We start from the raw sequence: 23,250 nt of genomic DNA, 5'->3' as shown, positions 1-23,250 counted from the left end.
CGACACCTCGGCCTGGGACGACGGTCGGAGGCTCTCCCCCGTCACCGCGACCCCTCCTCGTCGGGGTGCGACCCGAGCCGTGCGAGCTCGTGCCGCCACGCCACGCCCTCCGTGAAGCCGGGCCCGAGGTCGGGCAGGAGGGCGAGGTTGTGGGCCGGCAGGTCGGACAGGGTCCCGCCGGCGGTGACCACCGCGAGGGACAGCGCGGCCAGCCGGTCGACCGCGACCGCGCGCAGCACCGCCTCCTGCACGCTCGCGCCGGTCGCGACCAGGCCGTGCGCGCGCAGCACCCCCACGGGACGCCCGTCGAGCGACCCGACGACCTCCCGTCCGAGCGCCGGGGTGCTCACCAGCACGCCACGTGGGTGCACCGGGACGCCGCCGGCCGCCAGGTGCGCGGCGGGGATGTCGTAGGCGCCGACGACGGGACGCAGCGCGATGCCCGCGAGGTCGGCGGCGACCACCTGCGGCGGGTGCGCGTGCACCACCGCGTGCACGTCGGGCCGCGCCCGGAGCACCTCGGTGTGCAGCGGCAGCTCGTTCGGGACGGCCCAGCCGTCGAGCTCGCCCGGTCCGGCGGGGGCGCCGTCGAGGTCGACGTGGCGCACGTCGCGCGCCGTGGTCCACGCGAGACCCCGCTCGTGCGGGCCCCGGCAGCGCACCAGCAGCGTGCGCTCGTCGACCCGGAGCGACACGTGCCCGAGGAACCCGTCGGCGAGACCCCGTGCGGCGAGCACCCGGCAGGCGTCGCTCACCAGGCTGCGCTCCGCGACGAGACCGCCTGTCACGAGCGTTTCCTCGGTGCAGCGACCGCGACGCCACCGTCGCTGTGCACCACGCCCGCCGTCACCCCGCGGGACCGCTCGCTGCCGAGCCACACGTACGCCCAGGCGTGGTCCTGCGGCGAGAGCGCGACCTGCAGGTGCGTGCGGGCCGCGAGGTCGTCTGCGCGCCGGGGCTCGGCGCCGAGGCTGCGGTCCTGGGTCCTCAGGCTCGGGACGCCGCGCAGGTCGGTGCCGGTGGTGCCCCCGGGCGCCACCGAGTTGACCCGCACCTGCGGGGCGAGGTCGTGCGCCAGGGCGGTGGCGATCCCGCGCACCGCGAACTTCGACGCCACGTAGAGCACGCCACCGCGACCGGGGTGGTACGCGGACGTCGACTCGGTGAGCAGCACGACCGGGTGCTCCGAGGCTCGCAGGGCCGGCAGCGCCGAGCGCACCACCTGCAGCGGCGCCAGCACGTTCACGCCCATGACGTCGTCGAAGGCCGCGGGCAGCACGTCGGGCTCGATCTCCTCCAGGCTGCGGTACCAGTCGAAGACGCCGACGCAGACGACGAGGACGTCGAGACCGCCCATCGCGCCGACCGCGGCGGCCACCGCGCGGTCGTCGACCTCGCTGTCCCTCGCGTCGCCGGTGGTCACCACGACGTGCGGGAGCGCGGCGGCGAGGTCGCGCGCCTTGCCGGGGTCGACCTCGAGCGCCGCGACCTGCGCGCCCTCGGCGAGGTAGGCGTCGACCACCGCGCGCCCGATGCCCGAACCGGCGCCGACGACCAGCGCCCGGCGACCCTCGAGCCAGCCGGTCACGACGTCGGCTCCTCCGCGTCGTCCTGCCGCGCAGGTGGTTCCGGGACGAGCGGGGCGTTCGGGTTGCCGATCATCGCCGAGAAGGTCGCGGGGCCCTGCCAGGTCAGCGCCTCGAGCTCCAACGGGCACAGCGCCACCCACTGCCCGGTGCGGGGGGACTCGACGAGGAGCCGTGCCCCGTTGCGGGTGTCGACGCGCCGCACCCGCACCTCGCTGAACTCGTTCGCCACGACGATCTCGGCACCCTCGTCCGGACGGGCCGCGGTCACAGGAACACCGCGAGGTTCTGCATCCGCAGCACCGACTCGTCGAACGAGATGGTGCGCCGGGCGAGCAGCCAGCCGTCGCCCTCCCTGCGCAGCAGGTCCTCCCGTCCCACCGACACCAGGTCGGGCTCGCGCACGTCGCCCCGGCTGCGGAACATCAGCACCGCCGAGTCGACCACCAGGTGGTCGGGCTGGTCGGTCTCGAACGTGCGCACGCCCGAGAGGTGGTGGCGCAGCCGGCTCGGGGGGTCCTCGGTCCAGGCGTGCTCGGTCGCGAACCGCGCGACCCGCCGCGACAGCGAGTACTTGTCCTCGTCGAAGTGCGCCATCCCCGGTGCCGTGTCGAAACCCGCTCCCAGGGCCGTGGTCACGCGCACCGGAGCCAGGTAGTGGATGTCGTCGGCCAGCAGGTCGAGCCACTCCTCGTAGCGCTGCGCGTCGAGCAGCCACACCTCGTCGACCAGCCACCGGTGCGCCGCCAGGTGCCGCGGGTCGTCGAAGGCCAGCGTGCTCCCGGTCCGAGCGGCACGCGAGGCGCTGCCGCCCAGCACCGACCGCTCCGAGTGCGTGCTCACGCCGGACCACCACCCGGGAGCGTGCGCAGCGGTGGGCGGGCGAGGTCGTCGGCCCAGCGCCGCAGCAGCTCGCGCTGGTTGTGCTCGTCGTACCCCACCCGCGCGGCACCGGGACCCGCGAACTGGTCGGGCGGCAGCGCCGCGTGCAGGTCGCTGCCGTCGGGCAGCAGCCCCATCCGGCTGTTCAGCTGCAGCCGCCGCGCCATCGAGCCCTTCGCGGTCGCGGTGAGCGACACCCAGTTCTCGACGTCGTCCTGCTCGAACATGCCGCTCGACCCGAAACACATCAGGTACGCCTTGTACGACAGCGCCTTGAACTCCTCCGGCGCCTCCGCGTCGACCGCGAACCACGAGAGCACCTCGGTCTCGTCCTCGCTCACCGGTTGCCACTGGCGCAGCGAGATGAACGGCAGCACGTCGTCGCCGTCGGCCACCTTCGGCCAGTTGTGCACGAACGACAGGTTCGGGTAGAGCGTCGCGGCGCTGATCATGAAGCCGTCGTCGCCGATGACCCGCAGCTGCTGCTCGCTCCACCGCTCGACCATCCGGTCGACCATCTCCGCCGGGTAGCCGACGTAGGCCAGGCGCGAACGCAGATCGCCGGGCGGCAGCTTGTAGGTGGTGCCGCCACCGTTGCCGGCCCAGTAGGTGGCGCCGTCCTTGCGCTTCTCGGCCTTGGGCTCGCGGAACAGCCCGATCTCGACGACCGAGGTGTGGGTGTGCGGCGTGTGGTACATGTCGCCGGCGAAGTTCTCGGCCCCGATCTTCCAGTTGGCCTTGATCCGCCACCGCTGCGGACCGCGCAGCTCGATGCCCGACGGCGACTGGTTCGTGTAGTAGTCGAGGTAGAACGCGAAGTCGCCCAACCACTCCCGCAGCGGCGGGGCGTCGTGGTCGAGGCTGAGGAAGACCAGCCCGTTGTACGTCTCGAGCCGCGGCGCCGGCAGCAGCCGCTGCTCCTTGCGCGCGAACCCCTCCTCGCCGCCGTAGGCGTCACGGTGGAACGGCAGCCCGACGAGCCGCCCGTCGTTGCGGTACGACCAGCCGTGGTAGGGGCACCGGAAGTGCGAGGCGTTGCCCACCTCGGCCCGGCACACCTGCATGCCGCGGTGCAGGCACATGTTGAAGTGGGCTGCCACCTCGCCCTGCTCGTCGCGCGCGACGATGAACGAGTCGTCGAGCACCCGCCGGACCACGTAGTCGCCCGGCTGGGCGATCTCCGACACGTGCGCGACGAAGACCCACGCGCGCGAGAACAGCCGGTCGCGCTCGGCCTCGAAGACCGCACGGTCGTTGTAGACGTGCGCGGGCACCATGCCGTCGCGGATCGCGTCCAGCACCTCGGGTGCGACCTCGGCGCTCACGGCTGCGGCTCCCCGAGCCGATCGAGCAGCCCGGCCAGGACGGCCTGCACCGCGCGGCCGTCGAGCTCCTCGGCGTACCCGTGCGCCTTCAGCGTCACCGTGTCACCGTGGTCGTCGACCACCAGGCCTCCCAACAGCTCGTTGTGGAACAGGTGCAGCTCGTGGGCCACCAGCGCCCGCACCGCCCGGGTGAAGAAGTGCCGGTCCTCGAGGTGCTCGCCGAGCGGGGTCCGCACGACGACGTCGCCCTCGCCGTCCGGCACCTCGAAGGAGAACCCGCCCACCCGGCCGGACGGGTCCGGCGGGACCGGACCGCGGCTCGGGTGCGGCTCGGACTCCTGCAGGAGGAGCTCCAGGCTGACCCGTCGCCTGCCGTCGCCGGAGAGCGTCCGGTGGGCGATGCCCTTCGGCAGCCGGAACAGGTCCCCGGTGCGGCAGTCCTGGTAGCCGTACGAGACGTCGGTCTCGGGCTCCTTGAACTCGATCCGCACGGCGCCGTGCACCAGCAGCAACCAGGCGTCCGCCTCGGAGTTGGTGTTCCAGAACGGCAGCGCCGCCGACGAGCCGGTGGACTCCCACACCACGACGGGTCCGAGCCGGGCCAGCTCGACCGGGACGTGGGTCGGGCGGTCGGGGTCACCGCCGAGCGCCATCACGTTGACGAGGGCGAACCGCTCGACCGGCCCGGTCACGTGCGACGTGCCCGGTACGCACTCGACGTCCGAGAAGTGCTCGTGCAGCGGGACGCTCATGCGAGGAGCCGTCCGCCGTCGACCACCAGGCACGACCCGGTCACGAACGCCGACTCGTCGCTGGCGAGGAACAGCACGGCGTTCGCGATGTCGACCGGCTGGCCGACCCGGCCCATGACGAGCTTGCTCTCGACGAGCGCGAGCCGGTCGGGGTCGGCCTTGACCGGGTCGAGCGTGGGTGTGTCGACCAGGCCGGGCGCGATCGAGTTGCAGCGGATCCCGCGGGTGCCGTAGTCGAGCGCCACCGAGCGGGTGAGCGCCAGCACCCCGCCCTTCGCGGCGACGTAGGCCGCGAAGGCCGGCGACGACAGGATGCCCGCGACGGAGGCGGTGTTGACGATCGACCCCCCGCCCGAGGCGAGCATCGCCGGGATGGCGTACTTGCAACCGAGGAACGGGCCGGTGAGGGTGACGGCGATCGCGCGGTCCCACTGCTCGATCGTGGTGTCGACGACGTCGACGCCGATCGGCGACCAGTAGGCGTTGTTGTGCAGGACGTCGAGCCGCCCGAACGTGTCGACGGCGTACGCCACCATCGCCTCGACCGACCCGGGGTCGGCGACGTCGGTGCGCAGCGCGTGCACGGTGCCGGCGAGCCCGTCGGCCTGCGCGGCGGTGACCTGCGCGCCGTCGAGGTCGATGTCGGCCGCGACCACCGAGGCGCCCTCGCGGGCGAACGCCAGCGCGGTCTCGCGCCCGATGCCCGAGCCGGCACCGGTGACCACGGCCACCTTGCCCACGAAGCGGCTGCCGGTCGTCGTCGCCGACACGCGGCTCGAGGTCCTGTCCCAGGCGCCGGTCACGTCGTCCCCTTCCGGCCGCCGAGGTAGCTCTCGACGACCTCGGGCGAGGCGAGCAGCTCGGCCGCGCTGCCCTGCGCCGTGATCGTCCCGGCCGTCAGCACGTACGCGCGGTCGGCCGACGACAGCGCCTGCTTGACGTTCTGCTCCACCAGGCACACGGTGAGGCCCTCGGCCGCGAGACCCCGCACCAGCTCGAACACCTCGCCCACCAGGCGGGGCGACAGACCGAGCGACGGCTCGTCGAGCAGCAGGACGCGCGGCCGCGACATCAGGGCGCGCCCGATGGCCAGCATCTGCTGCTCGCCGCCCGACAGCGTCCCCGCCTTCTGGGCCCGCCTGTCGCGCAACCGCTCGAACCGGGTCAGCACGCCCTCGAGGTCCTCCTCGACGGTGCCTGCGCGACGCCGGCTGAACGCGCCGAGCCGCAGGTTCTCCTCGACCGTCAGCGAGGCGAGGATGCGGCGGCCCTCGGGCACGTGCGCCAGGCCGGCCTTGACCAGCCGGTCCGACGAGCGCCCGGTGACGTCCTGGTCCTCGAGCAGCACCGAGCCCTGCCAGGGCTTGATCATCCCCGAGACGGCGCGCAGGAAGGTGCTCTTCCCAGCGCCGTTCGCACCGAGGAGGGCCACCATCTCGCCCTGCTGCACGACGAGGTCGACGCCGTCGATGCCGGTGATGCGGCCGTAACCGGCCGTGAGCCCGCGCACCTCCAGGGCGGGGGGGCGTCGGTCGCCCACCTCCTTGCGGAGGCCCGGGGAGGTCGCGGTCGGGTCAGCTGCCAAGGTAGGCCGTCCTCACGTCGTCGCTGCTGAGCGCCTCCTCGGGCGTCCCCTCGACGAGGACCCGACCGAAGTTGAGCACCGTGACCGTGTCGCACACCCGGGAGATCACCTCCATGTCGTGCTCCACCACCACCATCGTCACGCCCTCCGCCTGCAGCGCGCGGATGCGGGGGACGAGCTCGCGCCGCTCGGCGGCCGTCATGCCGGCCGCGGGCTCGTCCATGAGGAGGAGCTTGGGCTTGGCCGCCACCGCGCGGGCGATCTCGAGCTGCTTCTGCAGCCCGTAGGGCAGCGTCGCGGCACGCCGCTTGGCGAGGTCGGCGAGGCCGAGCAGCTCGAGGACGTGGTCGGCCTCGGCCCGCAGCTCGCGCTCTCCGGCTGTCCGCACCGGCCAGAGGGACGAGAAACCCGTTCGCGCGTGGGCGTGCTGACCGAGCAGCACGTTCTCGCGCACGGTGAGGCCGCCGAACAGGCGCAGGTTCTGGAACGTGCGGGTGAGCCCGAGCGGCACCCGCCGGTGCGCGGCGAGCCGGGTCACGTCGCGACCGTCGACCTCGACGGTGCCCTCGGTCGGGGCGACGAACCCCGACATGATGTTGAGGAGCGTCGACTTGCCAGCGCCGTTCGGCCCGACGACGCCGTGCACCGTGCCGCGCTCGACCGCGACGCTCACGTCGTCGAGGGCGACGACGCCCTGGAAGTTCTTGCCCACGCCCGTGGCGCGCAGCTGGATGTCAGGCACCTCCGGCCTCCGTCCGTCGACCCTGCAACGCCCTGGTGAGGACGTCGAGCCGCCATCGTCTGTCGGTGCCGCGGCCGATGATCCCCTGCGGCCGCACGATCATCAGCACGACGAAGAGCAGGCCGTAGGTGATCTGGTAGTACTGCTCGAGGAACTGGAACCAGATCGGCAGCATCGTGAGCAGCACCGCGCCGGCGATCGCGCCCCAGAAGTACTGCACCCCCCCGAGCACCACGAACAGGATGATCAGCAGCGACTGCGCGGCGCCGAACAGCGCGGGCGTGATGATGAGCGTCTCGTGCGCCGAGAGCGCGCCAGCCACACCGGTGATGAACGCGGACACCGCGAACGCCTCGACCGAGATGATCGTGACGCCCAGGCCGCAGGCCTTGGCGGCCTGCTCGTCCTCGCGGATCGCCTCGTACGCCAGGCCCTTGCGCGAGCGGGTCAGCAGCAGCAGGTAGCCCAGCACCAGCACGATGCAGACCGCCACCAGGGGCACCGTGGTGCCCTTCATGCCGAACAACCCGCTCGCCCCGCCGACGTAGCTCCAGCTGTCGAACAGGATGCGCACGACCTCGGCGAACGCGAACGTGATGATCGCCAGGTAGAGCATGCTGAGCCGCAGCGCGATCCAGCCGATGAACGCCCCGAAGACCGCCGCCACGAGTCCGGCCCCCAGCATCGCCAGCGGGAGCGGCAGGTCGAGCTTCACCGTCATGATCGAGGCGGTGTACGCGCCGATGCCCATGAAGGCGGCGTGCCCGAAGGAGATCTTGCCGGTGGCCGCGGTGATCCAGAAGCCCAGAGCCAGGAGGATCGCGATGCCGACCTCGACGGTGACGGCCTCGGTGTAGGCGCTCATACCCGCGCCGCCACGGGTGCGGAGCGGCTGAAGATGCCCTGCGGCCGCACGACGAGCACGATGCCGACGAGGACGAACACCAGCAGGTCGCGGGCGGTGGCGGACACGTACGCCACGGTGAGCGTCTCGATCACGCCGATCGCCAGCGCCGCGACGACGCCGCCGTTGATGTTGCCGAGACCACCGAGCACCACCACGATCAGCGCCGTCAGCGTGGTCTCGAAGCCCGAGAACGGGCTCACCGTGTGGAACGCCAGGCCGGTGAGGAGCCCGGACGCCCCGGCCAGCGCGCCGGCCAGCAGGAAGGTCATGAGCACCACCCGCTGCACCGGCACGCCGAGCAGGCCGGAGGTCGACGCGTCGTCGGAGACGCCGCGGATCGCCGTGCCCCAGGTGGTGCGGTTCAGGAACAGGTAGAGCAGCGCGGTCAGCGCGACCGCGACGCCGAGGATGATCAGCTGGTCGCCGACGACGCGCACCGGCCCGAGCTGGACGTTGACACCCTCGAGCACGGTGGGCACCCGTCGCTGGTCGCTGCCGAACAACCTCGTCACGACCGACGTGATCACCAGCCCCACGCCGAGGCTCGACAGGATCGGCGCCGTCGGGTACTTGTCGCTCACGTAGCGGAACGACACGACGTAGGTGACGACGGAGATCGCCGCGCCGAGCAGCAGCGCGACCAGGAACGCGACGGGGAACGGCATCGCGGCGGTCGTCACGAGCAGCGTCGCGACCATCGCGCTCACCATGGCGGTCTCGCCGAGCGCGAAGTTGAGGCGGTCGAGCGCCCCCACGATGAGGTTGAAGCTGAGGGCGATCAGGGCGAAGGTCGTACCGAGCAGCAATCCGTTGACGAGCTGTTGCATCAGCACGGCTGCGGAGCCTCCTCGCGGGGTCGGGGCGGGTGGGGGGTCGTGGACGGTCTCATGTCCCGTACGTCCAGCCGTTGTCGACGGCCAGCACCTGGCCGGTGACGCCGTCGGAGGCGGGGCCGGCGAGGAAGGCGACGGGGCCCGCGAGGTCGTCGGGGGTGAGGGTCACCGGGACGCACTGGTCGGCCGCGATCCTCGCCCGCAGGGCGGGCTCGGCGTCCGAGCGATGCACCTCCTTGGGCGTGTCGACCGGGACGTAGCCCGGCGCGACGCCGTTGACGCGGACGCCGTCCGGCCCCCACTCGCGGGCGAGGGCGCGCACCAACCCGATGACGCCCGCCTTGGCGGCCGTGTAGGCCGACAGGCCGAGCGGCCAGCCCTTGCCGACCATCGTCGAGGAGACCATGACGACCTTGCCGTAGCCGGCCTGCCGCATCGCGGGCACGAGCGCGGTGGCGCACCGCCACTGGGCCGTGAGGTTGACGTCGAGGACGCGCTCCCAGCGGCCCTCGAGCGCGAACGTCTCGGTGGGCGCCGACGGCAGGATCGCCCCGCCCGCGTTGGTCACCAGGACGCCGGGGGCACCCAGCGCCGAGGTGACCTCGGCGGCCATGTCGCCCACCGCGTCGGCGTCGGTGACGTCGCAGACCACGCCGTGCACGCGCCCCGGCGCGCCGGCGCCCAGCCGCTCGACGGCGGCGCGGGTCGCGTCCTCGGCGCGGTCGACCACCGCGACCGCGGCGCCCTGGTCGAGCAGCAGCCGGGCGTAGCCGAGCCCGAGTCCCTGCGCGCCGCCGGTGACGACCGCGACCCGGCCGTCCAGGGCGCCGCTCACGCGGTGCCCACCCGGGCGAGCAGCTGCTCGAGCGCCACCGCGACCCGGCCGTCGAGCTCCTCGGAGGTGCACGACGCCACCGGGTGCTGCACCACGGCGAACGGGAAGTCGGGAGCGCCGGCAGCCTGCGCCGAGATGCGTCCGGTCGTGACGAGCTCGTGGGTGCACACCAGCACGGCGGGCGTGCCCCGTCGCTCGATCCGCACGGCGTCCTGCACCGAGCACGAGCAGCAGCCCGCGCAGTCGCCCACCCCGGTGACGACGACGTCGACGTCGCTGAGCAGCTCGTCGAGCTGCGCACCCGTCGCCAGGCTGCCCACGCCGGGCTTGCGCAGCGTCCGCACCGGCACGGCGCCGAGCGCCTCCAGCCGGGCGGCCAGGCGACGCAGGAACTCGTCGCTGTTGGACTTGCCGTTGTCCAGGAACGCGATCCGCGTACCGGGCAGGGACGGCAGCGGCAGGCCCGTCGGGTCGGACGCGGTTCCGGCCCGCTCGGCGGTCGGGTCGAGCACGGTCAGCGTCGCGTGCTCCAGGTCGGTGGCGGTCACTGCTCCTCCTCGGGCGGCGGGGCGTACAGGTCGGTCGCGCGGCGCAGGTCGACCGTGACCGGGCGGGACTCGTGCCCGCCGATCCACGACGGCACCACGGCGGAGTAGCCGTACAGGTGGCCGCCGGCGACGACGACCAGGACGTGCTCGGGACCGGGGACGACGGTGTGCTCGGTGGTCTCCTCGTCGGGACCGACCGGCCCGTGCAGGCGGCCGGCCCGGCGCAGCTCGGCCGACGTCCGACGGGCGCGGGCGTGCAGCTCGACCGCGACGTCCTCGCGGCTGAGCCCGCCGCTCGCCATCGCCGCCGCGTGCAGCGGACCCATGACCACGCAGACCCCGCCCCCGGTGAAGTGCGACGGCTTCATCGCGTCGGCGACGGTGTCGAGCACGGGTCCCCAGTCGGACGACCAGTCGTTGCGCGCCATGATCGGTGCCTCGCCGGCGTACACCGTCACCGCGCTCTCCCCGGCTGCGACGCCGCGCGCGACGTGCACCGGTTCCCACGGGCTGGCCTCGGCGTCCTCGGCGATGCAGTAGCCGTACTTGCCGGGGTGGCCCATCGTCGCCTGGTCGACGACGCCGGGTCGTCCGCCGCACACGTTCTGCAGGACGAGCCGGACCGCGCGGCCGATCGTGGCGTTCGCGTGGTGGCCGGGTCCGAAGACGCTGAACCGGGAGTTGAGCGAGATCCGCTGCACCACCGGCCCGCTCGCGACCAGGAGCGGTGCCGTGGCACCGCTGAGCGTCGTGCTGTGCAGGTTGTAGGCGGGGTCGCCGAGCGCGACCACGGCCGCGACCACGACGTCGGCGTACTCGACCCGGCAGCCCGCCATGACGGCGTTGACGGCCACCTTCTCGACGGTGACGTCCGTCCCCTGCTCCGGCAGCCGCGCGAGCACGTCGCGCGGCTGCCGGCCCACGGCCTCCACGAACCTCGAGACCAGCTCCGGGGTCGGCGGCACCACGGGCAGGCCGTCGCTCCAGCCGCGCTGGACGAACACGTCCTGCACGTCCGCGGCGGCCACCTGCGTGGTGGTCGAGTCCAGGAGCATCGAGGTCCCTCCGGGGAGGCGTGGGTGGTGGGTCAGCCGTCGAGCGGGGTGATGACGAAGTGGCCGTCCTCGACGACCGCCTTGAGCTCGGGCCGGGCGCCGGTGCCGTCGTCGTTGAACTCGGCGGTGCCCGACATGCCCTCGTACGCCGCGCCCTCGAGGTACTCGAGCAGGCCCTGGCGGTCCTCGGCGAGCGTCTCCTCCGAGAGGGTGGCGCCCGACTCGGTGATGTACTCGGCGACCATGTGCACCAGGTCGAAGGCGTAGGCGAAGTTGAGCGGCACGACCTCGAGGTCGTTGTCCTCCCGCGCCTGGGCGAGCAGCGTGGCCGCCGGCTCCTCCGGGTTGGTCGGGTCGAACTGCGCGGCCGACAGCGTGCCGTCGGCGGCCGGCCCGGCGGCGCTGATGTACTCCGTGCCGCCCGACTGGAGCGAGCTGGTGCCCATGAGCACGGCGTCCAGGCCCTGGGCCCGCACCTCGACGGCGATGCGAGCGGCGTCGGCGGGACCGGCGGCGAGCGCGATGGCGTCGGGCTGCGCCGCGGCCATCGAGGTCACCTGCGAGGTGAAGCTCGGGTCGCCGGAGGTGTAGGTCGTCTCCGAGACGACCTCGACGCCCGTCGCCTCGAACACGCCGTTGAACAGCTCGACCTGGGCCTTGGTGGTGGCGTTGGCCTCGTCGAAGATGATCGCGACCTTCTCGAATCCCTGCTCCTCGATGACCGCCTCGAGCACCGGGGTGCTGACGGCGATGTCGGGGGCGGCGAGGGTGAACGACCACGGCCGGCTCGGCTCGAGCACGCCAGGGCGTCCGGCGCCCGGGCTCATCGCCGGGGTCTCGAGCTCGGCCGCGACGGCGCAGGCGATCTCGCACCCCGCGCTGTCCGGCGGCGCGAGGATGGCGAACACGCCGTCGCGGCTCACCATCTGGGGCACGGTGGTCGTCAGGCTCTGCGGGTCGTTGCGGGCGTCGACCTCGACCAGCTCGAGGTCACGGCCCTCGACGCCGCCGTCGGCGTTGATCAGCTCGACGGCGTACTGGGCGCCGGCACGAGCGGTGGCGCTGTTGTTCGCGAACGGGCCCTCGGAGCTGTAGATGAGGCCGAGCTTGATCGGGGAGGTGTCCCCGTCCCCGCCGTCGCCGCCGGCGGTGGAGTCCCCGCCGCACGCCGTCAGGGCCAGGAGCGGGACGGCGAGCAGGGCCGCCGTCCTCAGGAGGGTCGTGGTGCGCACGGCGGGTGGTCCTCTCCTCGTGCCCGTCCTCGGGGGACGGACCGACGACTGTGTCGGGATGACGCCTCGGCGTCGGCGCCTGATTGTATACAGGCAACCCGGAACCTACGGGTGGGTCGCACCTGGGTCAAGACCCAGCGCGGCCGAACCTGGACGCACTGGCCCGATCGGGGGTCACGATGTCGTCACGACCGCGGAACGCTCGTCCATTCGTGCTGCGCGAGCGCGACTCTCGCGCCGGGGACGGGCGCCCGCCACCGTGCCCGCACCACCACCCGCGCCGCCCGCCGGAGCACGTCGGCGACGAGGTGCGGGTCGCAGCCGCCTCTTGTCAACCGGCTGTGATTGTGCACTAACTTGCACCGGCAGGACACGACGGACGCCACGACGAGGAGGTCGCCATGCCCGTGTACGAGCACCGCCGCTACGAGATCGCGCCGGGGAAGATGGAGCTCACCCGGCTGTACGTCCGCGACTGCAGCCGACCTGCGTTCGCCCGCAACGGCTTCCGGCTCGTCGGTGGGCCCTGGGAGGTGATCGCGGGCACCACGAACACCCTCACGTACGTGCTCGAGTGGGACGACCTCGACGCCCGTGAGCGCGCCTGGGCGGCGTTCTACGCCGACGCGGAGTACCAGCGCGTCCGCGGCGAGATCATGGCGGACGGCGAGCTGGCCCTACGGGCGCACGTGCAGTTCCTCCGTCCGGTCGCCGAGCCGCAGTGACCACGACCCTCCCGGTCATCGCGCTCGAGCCGCTCGGACGGATGACCATCGGCATCCGGCAGCACACCGAGGTGGGGTGGACGCCGGGCGGCCTGCGGATCGTGGGCGAGGTCGACACCTGCCGCTGGGAGTCCGAGCGCGTCAACGCCTCGGCGCACGGCCTGATGTCGCACGACTGGCTGGTGGAGCACCCCGACGGCTCGGTCGGCATCGACGCGCGCCTGCTGATGGTGACCGACGACGGCGCCCACGTCGCCGTCGCCTACCGCGGCCGCGCCGACCGCCAGCCGCGCCTGGGCGGGATCATCTTCACCGCACCCACCTTCGAGACCGGCGACGAGCGGTACGCCTGGCTCAACCGGGTGCAGGGCGTCGCGCGCGGCGTCCGCACAGGCCAGGTGCTGGTCTACGACCTCTACGCCCTGACCTCGGCGCCGGGGGCGCCCTCCTCCGCGGTCGAGGTCGCGCCGTCGTGAGCCGCGCCGACCGCGGCCGGGAACCAGCCGGCCCGTCCGAGCTGGCCCGGCACCCGGTGCCCCAGCAGGTCCGACAGCCACTCCCCCAGCGGCAGCAGGGCGTCCGGTCGCAGACCGGTGCGCACCCCGCTGCGCTCCAGCAGGTACGCCAGGTCCTCGGTGGCGATGTTGCCGGTGGCGGCCGGGGCGAACGGGCAGCCGCCGATCCCGCCGGCCGAGGCGTCCAGCGCCGTCGGCCGGCCGGTGGCCAGCGCGATCCGCACCGCCTCCCACGCGTTCGCGTAGCCGGTGCTCCGGGTGTCGTGGAAGTGCCAGCGCAGCCGCGCGTCCGGCGCCTGCTCCAGCGCGACCGCCGCCAGCTCCTCGACCTGCACGGGGACGCCGACGCCCACGGTGTCGGCGAGCGCCACCTCGTCCGGGTCGCCCTCGACGCAGCGGCGCAGGACCTCGCGCACCCGACGGACGGGGACCTCGCCCTCGAACGGGCACCCGAACGCGGCGCCGACCGTCACGGTGGTGCGCAGACCGGCCTCGCGGGCACGCGGTGCGATCCGCAGCCACGCCTCGACCGCCTCGTCGACCGAGGCGTTCTGGTTGCGGCGCGAGAAGGTCTCGCTCGCCAGCACCACGACGTTGACCTCGTCGACGCCGGCCGCCACGGCGCGGTCGAGACCGCGCTCGTTGAGCACCAGGCCGATCCACGAGACCTCGCGGGTGGGGAAGGACGCCGCCACCGCCTCGGCGTCGGCCATCTGGGGCACCGCGCGCGGGTGGGCGAAGCTCACCGCCTCCACCCGCCGGACACCGGTCGCCACCAGCCGGTCGAGCAGCGCGAGCTTGTCCTCGGTCGACACCGGCGTGGCCTCGTTCTGCAGCCCGTCGCGCGGACTGACCTCCACGACCTCGACCAGGGACGGGGTGTCCGGGGCAGTGCCGGTCGGCGGGATCGCGGTCATGGCCGAGAGCATGGCCGCGCGTACGGATTGCACGCAACCCTGGGCCGATCAGTGGACTACCGCCCTTCTACCGACTGACAGACAGTGCGTCTCGCTTGATCAGGACGCCACCCGTTGTCTAGATTGCATACAACCATCCAGAGGAGAGCCGAGATGACGGACGCGCTCGACCCCGCAGACCTCCCACTCGGCGACCTCCTGGTCGTCGAGCTGGGTCAGCTCATCGCGGGACCGTTCTGCGGTCAGCTGCTCGGCGACTTCGGCGCCGATGTGGTGAAGGTGGAGGACCCCCGCAAGGGCGACCCGATGCGGCAGTGGGGCCGGGAGAAGCCGCACGGGCAGTCGCTGTGGTGGCCGGTGATCGCCCGCAACAAGCGCTCGGTGACGGCCGACCTGCGCGACCCGCGCGGTCAGGCGGCGGTGCGCCGCCTGCTCGAGCGCGCGGACGTCGTGGTCGAGAACTTCCGGCCGGGGACGCTCGAGCGGTGGGGGCTCGGCCCCGAGCAGCTGTGGGAGATCAACCCGCGGCTGATCGTGACGCGGGTCTCGGGTTACGGCCAGACCGGGCCCTACTCCTCGCGCGCCGGTTTCGGGTCCATCGGCGAGGCGATGGGCGGGATCCGTTACGTCATGGGCGATCCGAGCACGCCACCGGTGCGCGCGGGCATCTCGCTCGGCGACGCGCTCGCCGCGACGTTCGCCTGCCTTGGCACCCTGGTCGCCCTGCACCAGCGCGAGCGCTCGGGCCGCGGCCAGGTCGTCGACTCGGCCATCTACGAGGCCGTGCTGGCGATGATGGAGTCGCTCGTCCCCGAGTGGGCCGTCGCGGGGTACCAGCGCGAGCGCACCGGCGCCACGCTCCCCAACGTGTCGCCCAGCAACGTCTACCCGACCGCCGACGGCGAACTGGTGCTCATCGCCGCCAACCAGGACTCGGTGTTCGCCCGGCTGGCCGGTGCGATGGGCAGCCCGGAGCTGGCCGAGGACGAGCGGTTCGCGACGCACGGCGCGCGCGGCGCCGCGATGGAGGAGCTCGACGGCCTGATCGCCGAGTGGACCTCCACCCGCAAGGCCGACGAGATGCTCGACCTGCTGCACGAGTCCGGGGTGCCGGCCGGCCGGATCTTCCGGGCCCGCGACATGCTCGAGGATCCGCACTTCGCGGCGCGTCAGGCGATCGTGCGGATGGCCCACCCGGACTTCGGCGAGCTCCCGATGCACGGTGTGGCACCTCGGCTCTCGAGCACGCCGGGGCGGGTGCGCACGCTGGGGCCCGCCCTCGGCCAGCACAGCACCGAGGTCTGGCGCGAGCTCGTCGGCATGGACGACCGGGAGCTGTCCGCGCTGCGCGAGGCCGGGGTCCTGTGAACGGCCCCGAGGTGGCCGCGGCGGTCCGCCGCGGCCACCACCGCTCAGGCCAGGTGACGGGTCACGGGGTCGCTCGGGTGCGCCGCCACCGGGATCACCTCGACGTCGATGAACGGGAAGATGGGCAGCGCCGCGAGGTGCTTGTGCAGCTCGGTGGCGTCGGCCGCCTCCCAGAGGCCGTAGTTGGCGCGCCGGCCGGGGATGCGCCACAGCCGCTTGATCACGCCGGCCTCGCCGAGCACGCGTCCCCGCTCGGCCTCCTTGGCGTAGATCTCGGCGACCTCCTCGTCGGTGAACATGCCGACCGGGATCCTCACCTCGGTGTGCACGAGGAACTCCACGTCCTGCCTCCTGTCGCGTCGGGTGCTGGTGCAGCCGGTCCGCGCCGCACGGCACGCACCGGGGTCGGGGGGTGGCCGGCGTGAGCGGTCCCACGCGCCTGCTCGTGGTGCTGGGCAGCACCCGTCCCGGACGGACGGGCCTGCCGGTCTGGACCTGGTTCTGCGAGAGGGCCGCTCGGCACCCGGACGTCGAGGTCGACCCGGTCGACCTCGCCGACGTCGACCTGCCGCACCTGGACGAGCCGGAGCTCCCGCGCTTCGGCCGGTACGAGCAGCCGCACACCCGGGCGTGGGCCGGGCGGGTCGCCGCCGCCGACGCGGTGGTGCTGGTGACGCCGGAGTACAACCACGCGCCGAGCCCGGTGCTGCTGGGCGCGCTGGACGCGCTGGGCCCCGAGTGGCGTTACGCCCCGGTCGGTTTCGTCAGCTACGGCGGCGTGGCTGCCGGCGCCCGCGCGGTGCAGGTGCTCGGCGGCGTGGTGGTGCCGCTCCGCATGGTGCGCGTGGCCGACACGGTCGCGCTGCCGTTCGTCCACGAGCACGTGCGTGCGGACGGGACGTTCGACGCGCCGCCGACCGCCGAGGCGGCCGCCGACGCGATGCTCAGCGAGCTGCACCGGCTGGCCGGGGCGCTGCGTCCGCTGCGTCGGCCGCCGGGCTGAGCCCCCGCACGGCGGTGGTGGCCGCCACCCGGCCCATCGTCAGCGCGTTCGCGATGGCGTTGCCGCCCCCGACGTAGCGGGCACCGAGCACCCCTCCCCCGGCCTCGCCCGCGGCGAGCAGCCCGGGCACGACCCGGCCGACCTCGTCGACGACGCGGCCGCCCGGGTCGATGCGCATCCCGGCGTGGGTGACGACGAGCTGGGCCGGCAGAGCCCGCACCGCGTAGAACGGCGGCTCCGCCACGGGCGCCAGGTGCGGGTCGGCCCCCTTGGCCCTCAGCGTCTCGTGGCGCAGGTAGTCGGGGTCGACCCCGTGCGGCAGCTGCTCGTTCCAGCGGGACACGGTGAGGCACAGTGCTTCCGGGGGCAGCCCGGCCGCCCGGGCCAGCCCCTCGACGTCGTCGGCCCGGTGCGTGCGTCCAGCCGCCACCTCGGCGAGGACGTTGTCCGGCGTCCAGTCGCGGTAGCCGGTGGGCAGCGCACGCCGAGCCGCTTCGTCGAACACCATCCAGCCGTGACCGCCGTGGTCGTCGACGATGCCCGCGGCGACGGCGTAGCTGGCGTCCTCGTCCATGAACCGGCGGCCGGTGCCGTCGACGACGATCCGCGACGCGGGCGGGAACCCGGCGTCCCAGTGGTGGCAGGACTGGAAGTAGGCGGTGACGACGAGCAGGCCCCAGCCCTCGCCCGCCACCGCGGCACCGACCTGCGCACCGAGCCGCAGGTGGTCGCCGCGCGAGCCCTCGCCCGCGACCACGAACAGGTCGTCACCGGCTGCGAGCGCCGCCGGGTACCAGCGCGCCACCATCGCGCGGTCGTGCGCCAGCCCGCCGGTCGTGACGACGGTGCGGGCGGCGCGCACCTGCTCGCCGTCGACCTGCACGCCGACGACGGCCCCGTCCTCCACGACCAGCTCGCGGACACGGGCACCGAGCGCGACGTCGACGCCGAGCCGGCGGCGAGCGCGGTCGAGCACGTCGACCACGCCCTGGCCCTGGTCGCGGGGTACGTGGCCGCGCCAGACGTCCTCGACCCCGGCACGGCACAGACCGGGCTGGTGGGCGTTGCCGGACACCGCGGCCGGGACGTCGAGCCCCAGACCGAGGAGCCACTCGAAGGTCGGTGCCGTGGCCCGGCAGAAGGCCCGGACGAGACCCGGTTCGAGCCGCCACTGGTTGAGGTCCATGTAGTGCTGGAAGAAGCGCTCGGGCGAGTCCTCGATCCCGAGCGCGGCCTGCACGCTGGTGCCGGCGGCGGTGAACATGCCCGCCGACTGCAGCATCGACCCGCCGACCCGGTCGGTCGCCTCGAGCACCAGCACGCGGGCGCCCGCCTCCGCGGCGGTGGCCGCGGCGGCCAGACCCGCGCCGCCGCCGCCCACGACGAGGACGTCGACGTCGGGCTCGGACGCCCCGCCGCTCACGTCAGCGCCCAGCCGCCGTCGACGAACAGGGTCTCGCCGGTGACGTACGCGGCGAGCGGCGAGAGCAGGAGCAGCACGGCGTGCGCGACGTCCTGCGGCTGCCCGAACCGGCCGAGCGGGATCTGGGCGAGGCTGCGCTGCTTGGCCGCGTACCTCGGGTCGTCCTCGGCCCACGCGGTGAGCCGGGTGTCGATGTACCCCGGCGCGACGGCGTTGACCCGGATGCCGTGCGACCCCCAGTCGGCCGCCGCGTACCGGGTCAGGCTCGCGAGGGCCGCCTTGGACGCCGCGTACGTGGTGCGCTCGGGCACGGTCTTGTCGAGCACGAGCGAGGTGACGTTGACGACCGCGCGGGGGCCGTCGTGCTGCATGTGCGCGAACGCGGTGCGGCTGCCGCGCAGGGGGGCCCAGGCGTTGGTGCGCAGCACCCGCTCGAAGGTGTCCTGGTCGACGTCCTGGGTGAGCTGGTGGCTGACGACCCCGGCGTTGTTCACCCAGGACGACAGCGGCGGCAGGCCGTCGAGCGCGGCGTCGAGGGCCGCGTGACCGTCCTCGGTGGTGAGGTCGCAGGCGACCGGGACGACCCGCTCGCCGCCGGTGCCGAGGTCGGCCGCCGCCACCTCGAGCTCGGCGGCGTCGAGGTCGGCGAGCACCACCACCAGTCCGGCCTCGCGCAGCGCGCGGGCGATCTCGAGCCCGATGCCTCGAGCGGACCCGGTGACGACGCCGGTGGTGCCCCGCAGGGTCGCGAACGGGTCGCGCACGGACACGTCCGGCTCCTTCCGACGACGGTGGAGGAGGCGGCACGGAACGTCCCGAGCTGCCGGGTCTTGTATACAACCCGGTGGAGGGCGGTGTCTACGCCTGGGCGGCCTCGGCGTCGCCCCCGTCGCCGCTCGGACCGGCCGCGAGGGTGGAGGCCATCCCCTCCCGCTGCAGCCGCAGCAGCACCGCGCGGCCGGCGTGGATGTGGGCCGTCATGACCGAGCGCGCCCACGCCGCGTCGCGCGACTCCAGGGCGTCGACGACCTCGCGGTGCTGACGCATCGACCGCGACAGCTCGACCTCGCTGTAGTGCCGGAAGGTCTCCTTCACCAGCGGGCCGACGGTCAGGCCCGGCAACGAGCCGAGCAGCCGCTCGATCCCCGCGGCGACCTGCACCTGGCGGTGGAAGGCGAGGTTGAGCGTGGTGAGCTCGCCGAACTCGGTGCCGCCCGCGACCACGGCCTCCATCTGCTCGCACAGGCGCACCAGCTCGGCCAGGTCGTCCTCGCCGCGGTGGGCGGCGGCGCGCTCGGCGCCGTACCCCTCGAGCAGCGCGCGCAGGTCGTAGAGCTCCTCGATCTGGTACATCGAGGCCTGCACCACCGCGCCGCGGTGCGGGGGCAGGTCGACCAGTCCCTCGGCGTTGAGTCGGCGCAGCGCCTCGCGCACGGGCGTGCGGCTGGTGCCCACCCGGGCGGCGACCTCCTCCTCGCGGATGCGGTGCCCGATCGGGTAGACGCCGGACAGGATGTCGCTGACCAGGGCCTCGTAGGCGAGGTCGGACGCGAGGCCCACGGTGCCTCCAGGAGGGGTCGGTGCGGCCGGTGCCCGACCGGCGCGGGTGCCCGCCGGGACCCGGCGAGCGCGGTCCAGGGTAGGCGCGCCACGCGGTCCGCGGCGCGCACGGCTCACCGGGGCGTGGCGAGCTGCTCGAGCAGGGTGGCGGTCGGCCGGCGGTGGTGCCACCGGCGACCGGCGTGCAGGCCCGTGCGCTGGTGCAGCTCGGCCAGCATGCGGGCGTGCAGGACCACCGTGCCCACGGCGTCCAGCACGGGGGCGCCGTCGATCTCGGTGACGCCGTGCGCCACGAGCAGCTCGTTGATGACGCCCTCTGCCGGCACGACCACGTCGGCCCCGGCCGCCAGCGCCTCACGGGCGGAGGCGGTGAACGAGGCCAGCACGGCGTCGGGGTCGTCGAACGCCGCCGCGAGGTCGGCCTCGGTGACGTCCGGCTGCACCGTCCAGACCCCCGCGACGCGGGGCCCGAGCTCGTTCTCGCGGACGATCTGGCGCACCATCCAGGCGACGTCGTTCGAGATCGTCACCAGGCCGCTGAGCCGGCCGACGGTGCACGAGGTGAGCAGGCAGCTCTCGGCCATCGACGCGACCGGGATGTCGACCGCCGAGCGCAGGGCGCGCAGGAACGGCTCGGAGAACGAGCCGATCGCGACCGCGTCGAATCCCTCCTCCTGCGCCTGCTCGACCAGGTCGAGCAGCTGCGAGGCGATCCGGTGGAACAGGGAGGGGTGCACGAGCACCTGGGCCGGCGCCGCCGAGCCGTAGGTGCCGGGGGCGACGCCGTGCAGCACGACCTCGACGCCGGGGCCGGCGACCCGGTCGACGTGGGCCTGCAGCGCGTCGCGGTAGACGGGGTACCCGTCGATCTCGTTCATGGACTGGTGCCAGATCCGCATGGCGCAGGATTGCATACTATCCGCGGTCCGTGCTTTGCTTCGACGGCACGATCTCAGCACCGACGCTGCGAAGGCGAGGGACGATGGGCGAGGCGGTCCTGGAGACCACGGACGGGTCCGCGCGGACCTCCCGCGGCGACGACGCGGGCGCTCTGCCCGCCCCCGAGCTGCTCGGGGTGCCGATCTACGCGGGGGGCCGGCTGGACATCTACTCCGGCGTCGCCCGCAAGAGCGGCAAGATCTGGTGCACGCTGCACCGGCCCGCGGAGCCGACCACGACCGTCGTGCTGTTCGTGCACCCGACGTCGAACTTCCTCGGCCACTACGCGCTGCCCGGTCTCGCGGCCCGCGGCGTCGCGGCGGCGGGGCTGGCGACGCGCTACGTGGGCAACGACTCCGCGCTCATCATGGAGAACTGCGTGCTCGACGTCGCCGCCACCGTGAAGCACCTGCGCGGCCTCGGTTTCGAGAAGGTCGTGCTCGGCGGCAACTCCGGCGGCGGGGGCCTGTCGGCCCTCTACCAGAGCCAGGCCGAGGCCCCCACGATCACGGCCACGCCCGCGGGCGACGGCCCCGACCTGACGCAGGCCGAGCTGCCGCCGGTCGACGGCCTGGTCGCGATGATGGCCCACCCGGGGCGGGCCGGCGTCTACACCGAGTGGCTCGACCCGGCGATCGTCGACGAGGCCGACCCGTTCACCCGGGACCCCGAGCTCGACATGTTCGACCCGCGCAACGGGCCGCCGTACTCCCCCGAGTTCCTCGAGCGGTACCGCGCGGCGCAGGTCGACCGCAACGCGCGGATCACGGCGTGGGTGCGCGAGCGGCTCGCGCTGCTCGAGGCCGACGACGCACTGCCGGACGACATGCCGTTCCTGGTGCACGGCACCTGCGCCGACCCCCGGTTCCTCGACCTGACGATCGAGCCGAGCGACCGGCCGGAGGGCTCGCTCTGGGGAGACCCGCAGAAGGCGAACCTGATCCCCGCGAGCCTCGGGCACGCCACGAGCCTGCGGTCCTGGCTGAGCCAGTGGAGCCTGCAGGACTCGAACTGCGACGCCGTGGTGCACCTGCCGCGGGTCTCGGTACCGGTGCTGATCATGTACGGGACGGCGGACGGCGCCGCGTTCCCCGCGCACGCGCTGGCCATGCACGAGGCGGCCCGTCCCGAGCACCGCGAGCTCGTCGAGCTGGTCGGGGCCGACCACTACTTCAACGGGCGCCCCGACCTGCAGTCCGACGCCGAGGACCGGCTCGTCGACTGGCTCCGCCGCAACGACCTGGTCTGAACGTCCCCCGACCGCGCACACCCACCACCACGAGAGGCCCGACCGATGCTCCGAGCAGCCATGTCCCTCAACCACATCGCGATGCCGACGAGCAACACGGCGGAGACCTACCGGTTCTACACCGAGGTGCTCGGCATGCAGCTGCTGTCGGCCGTCCGCGAGGAGCGGGTGCCGTCCACCGGCGACGAGACCCCCTTCCTGCACACGTTCTTCGCGCTGCAGGACGGCTCCTGCATCGCGTTCTTCGACATCGCCGGCGAGGACTACTCCGGCTACAAGGACGGCGTGCCGAGCTGGATCCGCCACTTCGCCTTCAACGTCGAGTCCTACGACGAGCTGCTCGCCTGGAAGAAGCGGCTCGAGGACAACGGCATCGAGACGATCGGCATCGTCGACCACGAGGGCATCTGGCAGTCGCTCTACTTCTTCGACCCGAACGGCATCCGACTCGAGTTCACCTGGCAGAAGCGTGATCTCGAGGACGACGACCGCGAGCACGGCGAGACGCTCGTGAAGCAGTGGATCGAGGAGTTCGAGCAGGCGCCGGTCGGCACGACGGTCGACAGCGACGGCGACGACGCGCCGCGGACCGAGGAGTCGTCCGACTGAGCGACGCCCGGCCCGGGACGCCGCAGCGCAGGTTCGGCACCGCCGACCTCTGCGACGCGTTGGGACCGGTGGTGCAGGTCTGCCACAGCGCCCTCACCGGCTTCGGCGGCCGCTCGTGGTTCGCGGGGACTGCGGTGACCGTGTCGGCCTTCGAGGACAACGCGCTGCTCGAGCAGGCGCTCGAGGCGCCGGGCGCCGGCCAGGTCCTGGTGGTCGACGCCGGCGGCACCCGCAGGTGCGCCGTGCTCGGCGACCGGATGGCCGCGATCGCCGTGGCGTCCGGGTGGGAGGGCGTGGTGGTGCACGGCTGCGTCCGCGACGTGGCCGCGCTGGCGCTCCTCGATCTCGGCGTGCTGGCGCTCGGGGCCTGCCCGCGCCGCTGCACGCGGACCGGTCGGGGCGAGCGCGACGTGCCGGTGTCGTTCGGTGGCCTGCGGTGCGCACCGGGCGACGTGGTCGTGGCCGACCCCGACGGGCTGGTGGTCCTGCCGGCGGTGGCCGCGGCGGCCAGCCCGTCCTGACAGCACGACCTGGAGGTGGACGTGGACAAGGTGATCGCGAGCGCGGCCGAGGCGGTCGCGGACGTGCCGGACGGTGCGTCGCTGGCGGTGGGCGGGTTCGGCCTGTGCGGCATCCCGAGCACCCTGATCGGCGCCCTGC

At 73.6% G+C, this 23,250-nt stretch carries 29 protein-coding genes; 8 read left to right on the top strand and 21 right to left on the bottom strand.

The window, feature by feature from the left end; translation table 11 throughout:
- Positions 1 to 41: 41 nt before the first annotated feature.
- The 15 genes from ACYVKY_RS21395 to ACYVKY_RS21325 are packed head-to-tail and all read right to left on the bottom strand — an operon-like array spanning position 42 to position 12,282.
- On the bottom strand, positions 42 to 788 hold the full coding sequence (locus tag ACYVKY_RS21395) for a class II aldolase/adducin family protein (protein WP_460437003.1): 747 nt from the start codon (positions 786 to 788) through the stop codon (positions 42 to 44).
- Positions 785 to 1,588: an SDR family NAD(P)-dependent oxidoreductase gene (locus tag ACYVKY_RS21390; RefSeq protein WP_460437002.1), complete on the bottom strand. Its 804-nt coding sequence runs from the start codon at positions 1,586 to 1,588 to the stop codon at positions 785 to 787. Before ACYVKY_RS21390 ends, ACYVKY_RS21395 begins: the two co-directional genes overlap by 4 nt.
- Entirely contained in the window at positions 1,585 to 1,857 is a 273-nt protein-coding gene (locus tag ACYVKY_RS21385; RefSeq protein WP_460437001.1) for a dihydrodiol dehydrogenase, read from the bottom strand. The genes ACYVKY_RS21390 and ACYVKY_RS21385 overlap by 4 nt, the downstream gene beginning before the upstream one ends.
- On the bottom strand, positions 1,854 to 2,429 hold the full coding sequence (locus ACYVKY_RS21380; RefSeq protein WP_460437000.1) for a 3-phenylpropionate/cinnamic acid dioxygenase subunit beta: 576 nt from the start codon (positions 2,427 to 2,429) through the stop codon (positions 1,854 to 1,856). The genes ACYVKY_RS21385 and ACYVKY_RS21380 overlap by 4 nt, the downstream gene beginning before the upstream one ends.
- Positions 2,426 to 3,745 (bottom strand): Rieske 2Fe-2S domain-containing protein, encoded by a 1,320-nt coding sequence (locus ACYVKY_RS21375; protein WP_460437042.1) that lies wholly within the window; start codon positions 3,743 to 3,745, stop codon positions 2,426 to 2,428. The genes ACYVKY_RS21380 and ACYVKY_RS21375 overlap by 4 nt, the downstream gene beginning before the upstream one ends.
- A 44-nt stretch (positions 3,746 to 3,789) precedes the next feature.
- A complete protein-coding gene (locus ACYVKY_RS21370; protein ID WP_460436999.1) occupies positions 3,790 to 4,545 on the bottom strand; it encodes a hypothetical protein in 756 nt (251 codons plus the stop codon).
- The gene (locus ACYVKY_RS21365) at positions 4,542 to 5,348 is read right to left on the bottom strand and encodes an SDR family NAD(P)-dependent oxidoreductase (protein WP_460436998.1); all 807 of its coding nucleotides are present in this window, start codon (positions 5,346 to 5,348) and stop codon (positions 4,542 to 4,544) included. The genes ACYVKY_RS21370 and ACYVKY_RS21365 overlap by 4 nt, the downstream gene beginning before the upstream one ends.
- The gene (locus ACYVKY_RS21360; protein ID WP_460436997.1) at positions 5,345 to 6,085 is read right to left on the bottom strand and encodes an ABC transporter ATP-binding protein; all 741 of its coding nucleotides are present in this window, start codon (positions 6,083 to 6,085) and stop codon (positions 5,345 to 5,347) included. Before ACYVKY_RS21360 ends, ACYVKY_RS21365 begins: the two co-directional genes overlap by 4 nt.
- A gap of 34 nt (positions 6,086 to 6,119) precedes the next feature.
- Positions 6,120 to 6,872 (bottom strand): ABC transporter ATP-binding protein, encoded by a 753-nt coding sequence (locus tag ACYVKY_RS21355; RefSeq protein WP_460436996.1) that lies wholly within the window; start codon positions 6,870 to 6,872, stop codon positions 6,120 to 6,122.
- A complete protein-coding gene (locus ACYVKY_RS21350; RefSeq protein ID WP_460436995.1) occupies positions 6,865 to 7,737 on the bottom strand; it encodes a branched-chain amino acid ABC transporter permease in 873 nt (290 codons plus the stop codon). The genes ACYVKY_RS21355 and ACYVKY_RS21350 overlap by 8 nt, the downstream gene beginning before the upstream one ends.
- Entirely contained in the window at positions 7,734 to 8,606 is an 873-nt protein-coding gene (locus tag ACYVKY_RS21345) for a branched-chain amino acid ABC transporter permease (RefSeq protein WP_460437041.1), read from the bottom strand. Before ACYVKY_RS21345 ends, ACYVKY_RS21350 begins: the two co-directional genes overlap by 4 nt.
- 58 nt (positions 8,607 to 8,664) lie before the next feature.
- Positions 8,665 to 9,447 (bottom strand): SDR family NAD(P)-dependent oxidoreductase, encoded by a 783-nt coding sequence (locus ACYVKY_RS21340; protein ID WP_460436994.1) that lies wholly within the window; start codon positions 9,445 to 9,447, stop codon positions 8,665 to 8,667.
- On the bottom strand, positions 9,444 to 9,995 hold the full coding sequence (locus tag ACYVKY_RS21335; RefSeq protein WP_460436993.1) for a UGSC family (seleno)protein: 552 nt from the start codon (positions 9,993 to 9,995) through the stop codon (positions 9,444 to 9,446). The genes ACYVKY_RS21340 and ACYVKY_RS21335 overlap by 4 nt, the downstream gene beginning before the upstream one ends.
- A complete protein-coding gene (locus ACYVKY_RS21330) occupies positions 9,992 to 11,050 on the bottom strand; it encodes a hypothetical protein (protein ID WP_460436992.1) in 1,059 nt (352 codons plus the stop codon). Before ACYVKY_RS21330 ends, ACYVKY_RS21335 begins: the two co-directional genes overlap by 4 nt.
- A gap of 32 nt (positions 11,051 to 11,082) precedes the next feature.
- Complete coding sequence (locus ACYVKY_RS21325) at positions 11,083 to 12,282, bottom strand: type 1 periplasmic-binding domain-containing protein (protein WP_460436991.1); 1,200 nt, start codon at positions 12,280 to 12,282, stop codon at positions 11,083 to 11,085.
- A gap of 401 nt (positions 12,283 to 12,683) precedes the next feature.
- Here ACYVKY_RS21325 and ACYVKY_RS21320 point away from each other — a divergent pair, with 401 nt between their 5' ends.
- Together ACYVKY_RS21320 and ACYVKY_RS21315 are read left to right on the top strand one after the other, a co-directional pair.
- Positions 12,684 to 13,007 (top strand): NIPSNAP family protein, encoded by a 324-nt coding sequence (locus tag ACYVKY_RS21320; protein ID WP_460436990.1) that lies wholly within the window; start codon positions 12,684 to 12,686, stop codon positions 13,005 to 13,007.
- Entirely contained in the window at positions 13,004 to 13,483 is a 480-nt protein-coding gene (locus tag ACYVKY_RS21315; RefSeq protein WP_460436989.1) for a DUF3237 domain-containing protein, read from the top strand. Before ACYVKY_RS21320 ends, ACYVKY_RS21315 begins: the two co-directional genes overlap by 4 nt.
- Here the strand turns inward: ACYVKY_RS21315 and ACYVKY_RS21310 are convergent.
- A complete protein-coding gene (locus ACYVKY_RS21310) occupies positions 13,423 to 14,439 on the bottom strand; it encodes a hydroxymethylglutaryl-CoA lyase (RefSeq protein ID WP_460436988.1) in 1,017 nt (338 codons plus the stop codon). The genes ACYVKY_RS21315 and ACYVKY_RS21310 overlap by 61 nt on opposite strands.
- A gap of 153 nt (positions 14,440 to 14,592) precedes the next feature.
- On the opposite strand from ACYVKY_RS21310, the gene ACYVKY_RS21305 reads away from it, so the two are divergent.
- The gene (locus ACYVKY_RS21305) at positions 14,593 to 15,807 is read left to right on the top strand and encodes a CaiB/BaiF CoA transferase family protein (RefSeq protein WP_460436987.1); all 1,215 of its coding nucleotides are present in this window, start codon (positions 14,593 to 14,595) and stop codon (positions 15,805 to 15,807) included.
- Positions 15,808 to 15,851: 44 nt separating this feature from the next.
- Here the strand turns inward: ACYVKY_RS21305 and ACYVKY_RS21300 are convergent, their stop codons facing one another.
- Positions 15,852 to 16,148: a muconolactone Delta-isomerase gene (locus tag ACYVKY_RS21300; protein ID WP_460436986.1), complete on the bottom strand. Its 297-nt coding sequence runs from the start codon at positions 16,146 to 16,148 to the stop codon at positions 15,852 to 15,854.
- A gap of 80 nt (positions 16,149 to 16,228) precedes the next feature.
- Between ACYVKY_RS21300 and ACYVKY_RS21295 the strand changes: the two genes are divergently transcribed.
- Positions 16,229 to 16,810 (top strand): NADPH-dependent FMN reductase, encoded by a 582-nt coding sequence (locus tag ACYVKY_RS21295; RefSeq protein WP_460436985.1) that lies wholly within the window; start codon positions 16,229 to 16,231, stop codon positions 16,808 to 16,810.
- On the opposite strand, the gene ACYVKY_RS21290 is transcribed toward ACYVKY_RS21295, so the two are convergent.
- The 4 genes from ACYVKY_RS21290 to ACYVKY_RS21275 all read right to left on the bottom strand — a co-directional run bounded on the left by ACYVKY_RS21290 (position 16,752) and on the right by ACYVKY_RS21275 (position 20,692).
- Positions 16,752 to 18,233, bottom strand: a complete 1,482-nt coding sequence (locus ACYVKY_RS21290; RefSeq protein ID WP_460436984.1) for an FAD-dependent oxidoreductase — start codon at positions 18,231 to 18,233, stop codon at positions 16,752 to 16,754. The two genes, ACYVKY_RS21295 and ACYVKY_RS21290, sit on opposite strands and share 59 nt — an antisense overlap.
- Positions 18,230 to 19,003: an SDR family NAD(P)-dependent oxidoreductase gene (locus ACYVKY_RS21285; RefSeq protein WP_460436983.1), complete on the bottom strand. Its 774-nt coding sequence runs from the start codon at positions 19,001 to 19,003 to the stop codon at positions 18,230 to 18,232. Before ACYVKY_RS21285 ends, ACYVKY_RS21290 begins: the two co-directional genes overlap by 4 nt.
- 88 nt (positions 19,004 to 19,091) lie before the next feature.
- On the bottom strand, positions 19,092 to 19,793 hold the full coding sequence (locus ACYVKY_RS21280; protein WP_460436982.1) for a GntR family transcriptional regulator: 702 nt from the start codon (positions 19,791 to 19,793) through the stop codon (positions 19,092 to 19,094).
- Positions 19,794 to 19,906: 113 nt separating this feature from the next.
- Positions 19,907 to 20,692 carry an aspartate/glutamate racemase family protein gene (locus ACYVKY_RS21275; RefSeq protein WP_460436981.1) on the bottom strand — a complete coding sequence of 262 codons (786 nt, stop codon included), beginning with the start codon at positions 20,690 to 20,692 and terminating at the stop codon, positions 19,907 to 19,909.
- Positions 20,693 to 20,775: 83 nt separating this feature from the next.
- Here ACYVKY_RS21275 and ACYVKY_RS21270 point away from each other — a divergent pair, with 83 nt between their 5' ends.
- From ACYVKY_RS21270 to ACYVKY_RS21255, 4 genes are all read left to right on the top strand, one after another.
- Complete coding sequence (locus tag ACYVKY_RS21270) at positions 20,776 to 21,981, top strand: alpha/beta hydrolase family protein (protein ID WP_460436980.1); 1,206 nt, start codon at positions 20,776 to 20,778, stop codon at positions 21,979 to 21,981.
- 60 nt (positions 21,982 to 22,041) lie between these two features.
- A complete protein-coding gene (locus ACYVKY_RS21265) occupies positions 22,042 to 22,590 on the top strand; it encodes a VOC family protein (RefSeq protein ID WP_460437040.1) in 549 nt (182 codons plus the stop codon).
- Positions 22,587 to 23,111: a ribonuclease E activity regulator RraA gene (rraA, locus tag ACYVKY_RS21260; protein ID WP_460437039.1), complete on the top strand. Its 525-nt coding sequence runs from the start codon at positions 22,587 to 22,589 to the stop codon at positions 23,109 to 23,111. The genes ACYVKY_RS21265 and rraA overlap by 4 nt, the downstream gene beginning before the upstream one ends.
- 21 nt (positions 23,112 to 23,132) lie before the next feature.
- Positions 23,133 to 23,250, top strand: a 118-nt coding sequence (locus ACYVKY_RS21255) for a CoA-transferase (protein WP_460437038.1), incomplete at its 3' end; no start/stop codon positions are given.

This window comes from Angustibacter speluncae (assembly GCF_054777815.1).
This window is presented reverse-complemented; position numbering and strand designations above follow the sequence as displayed.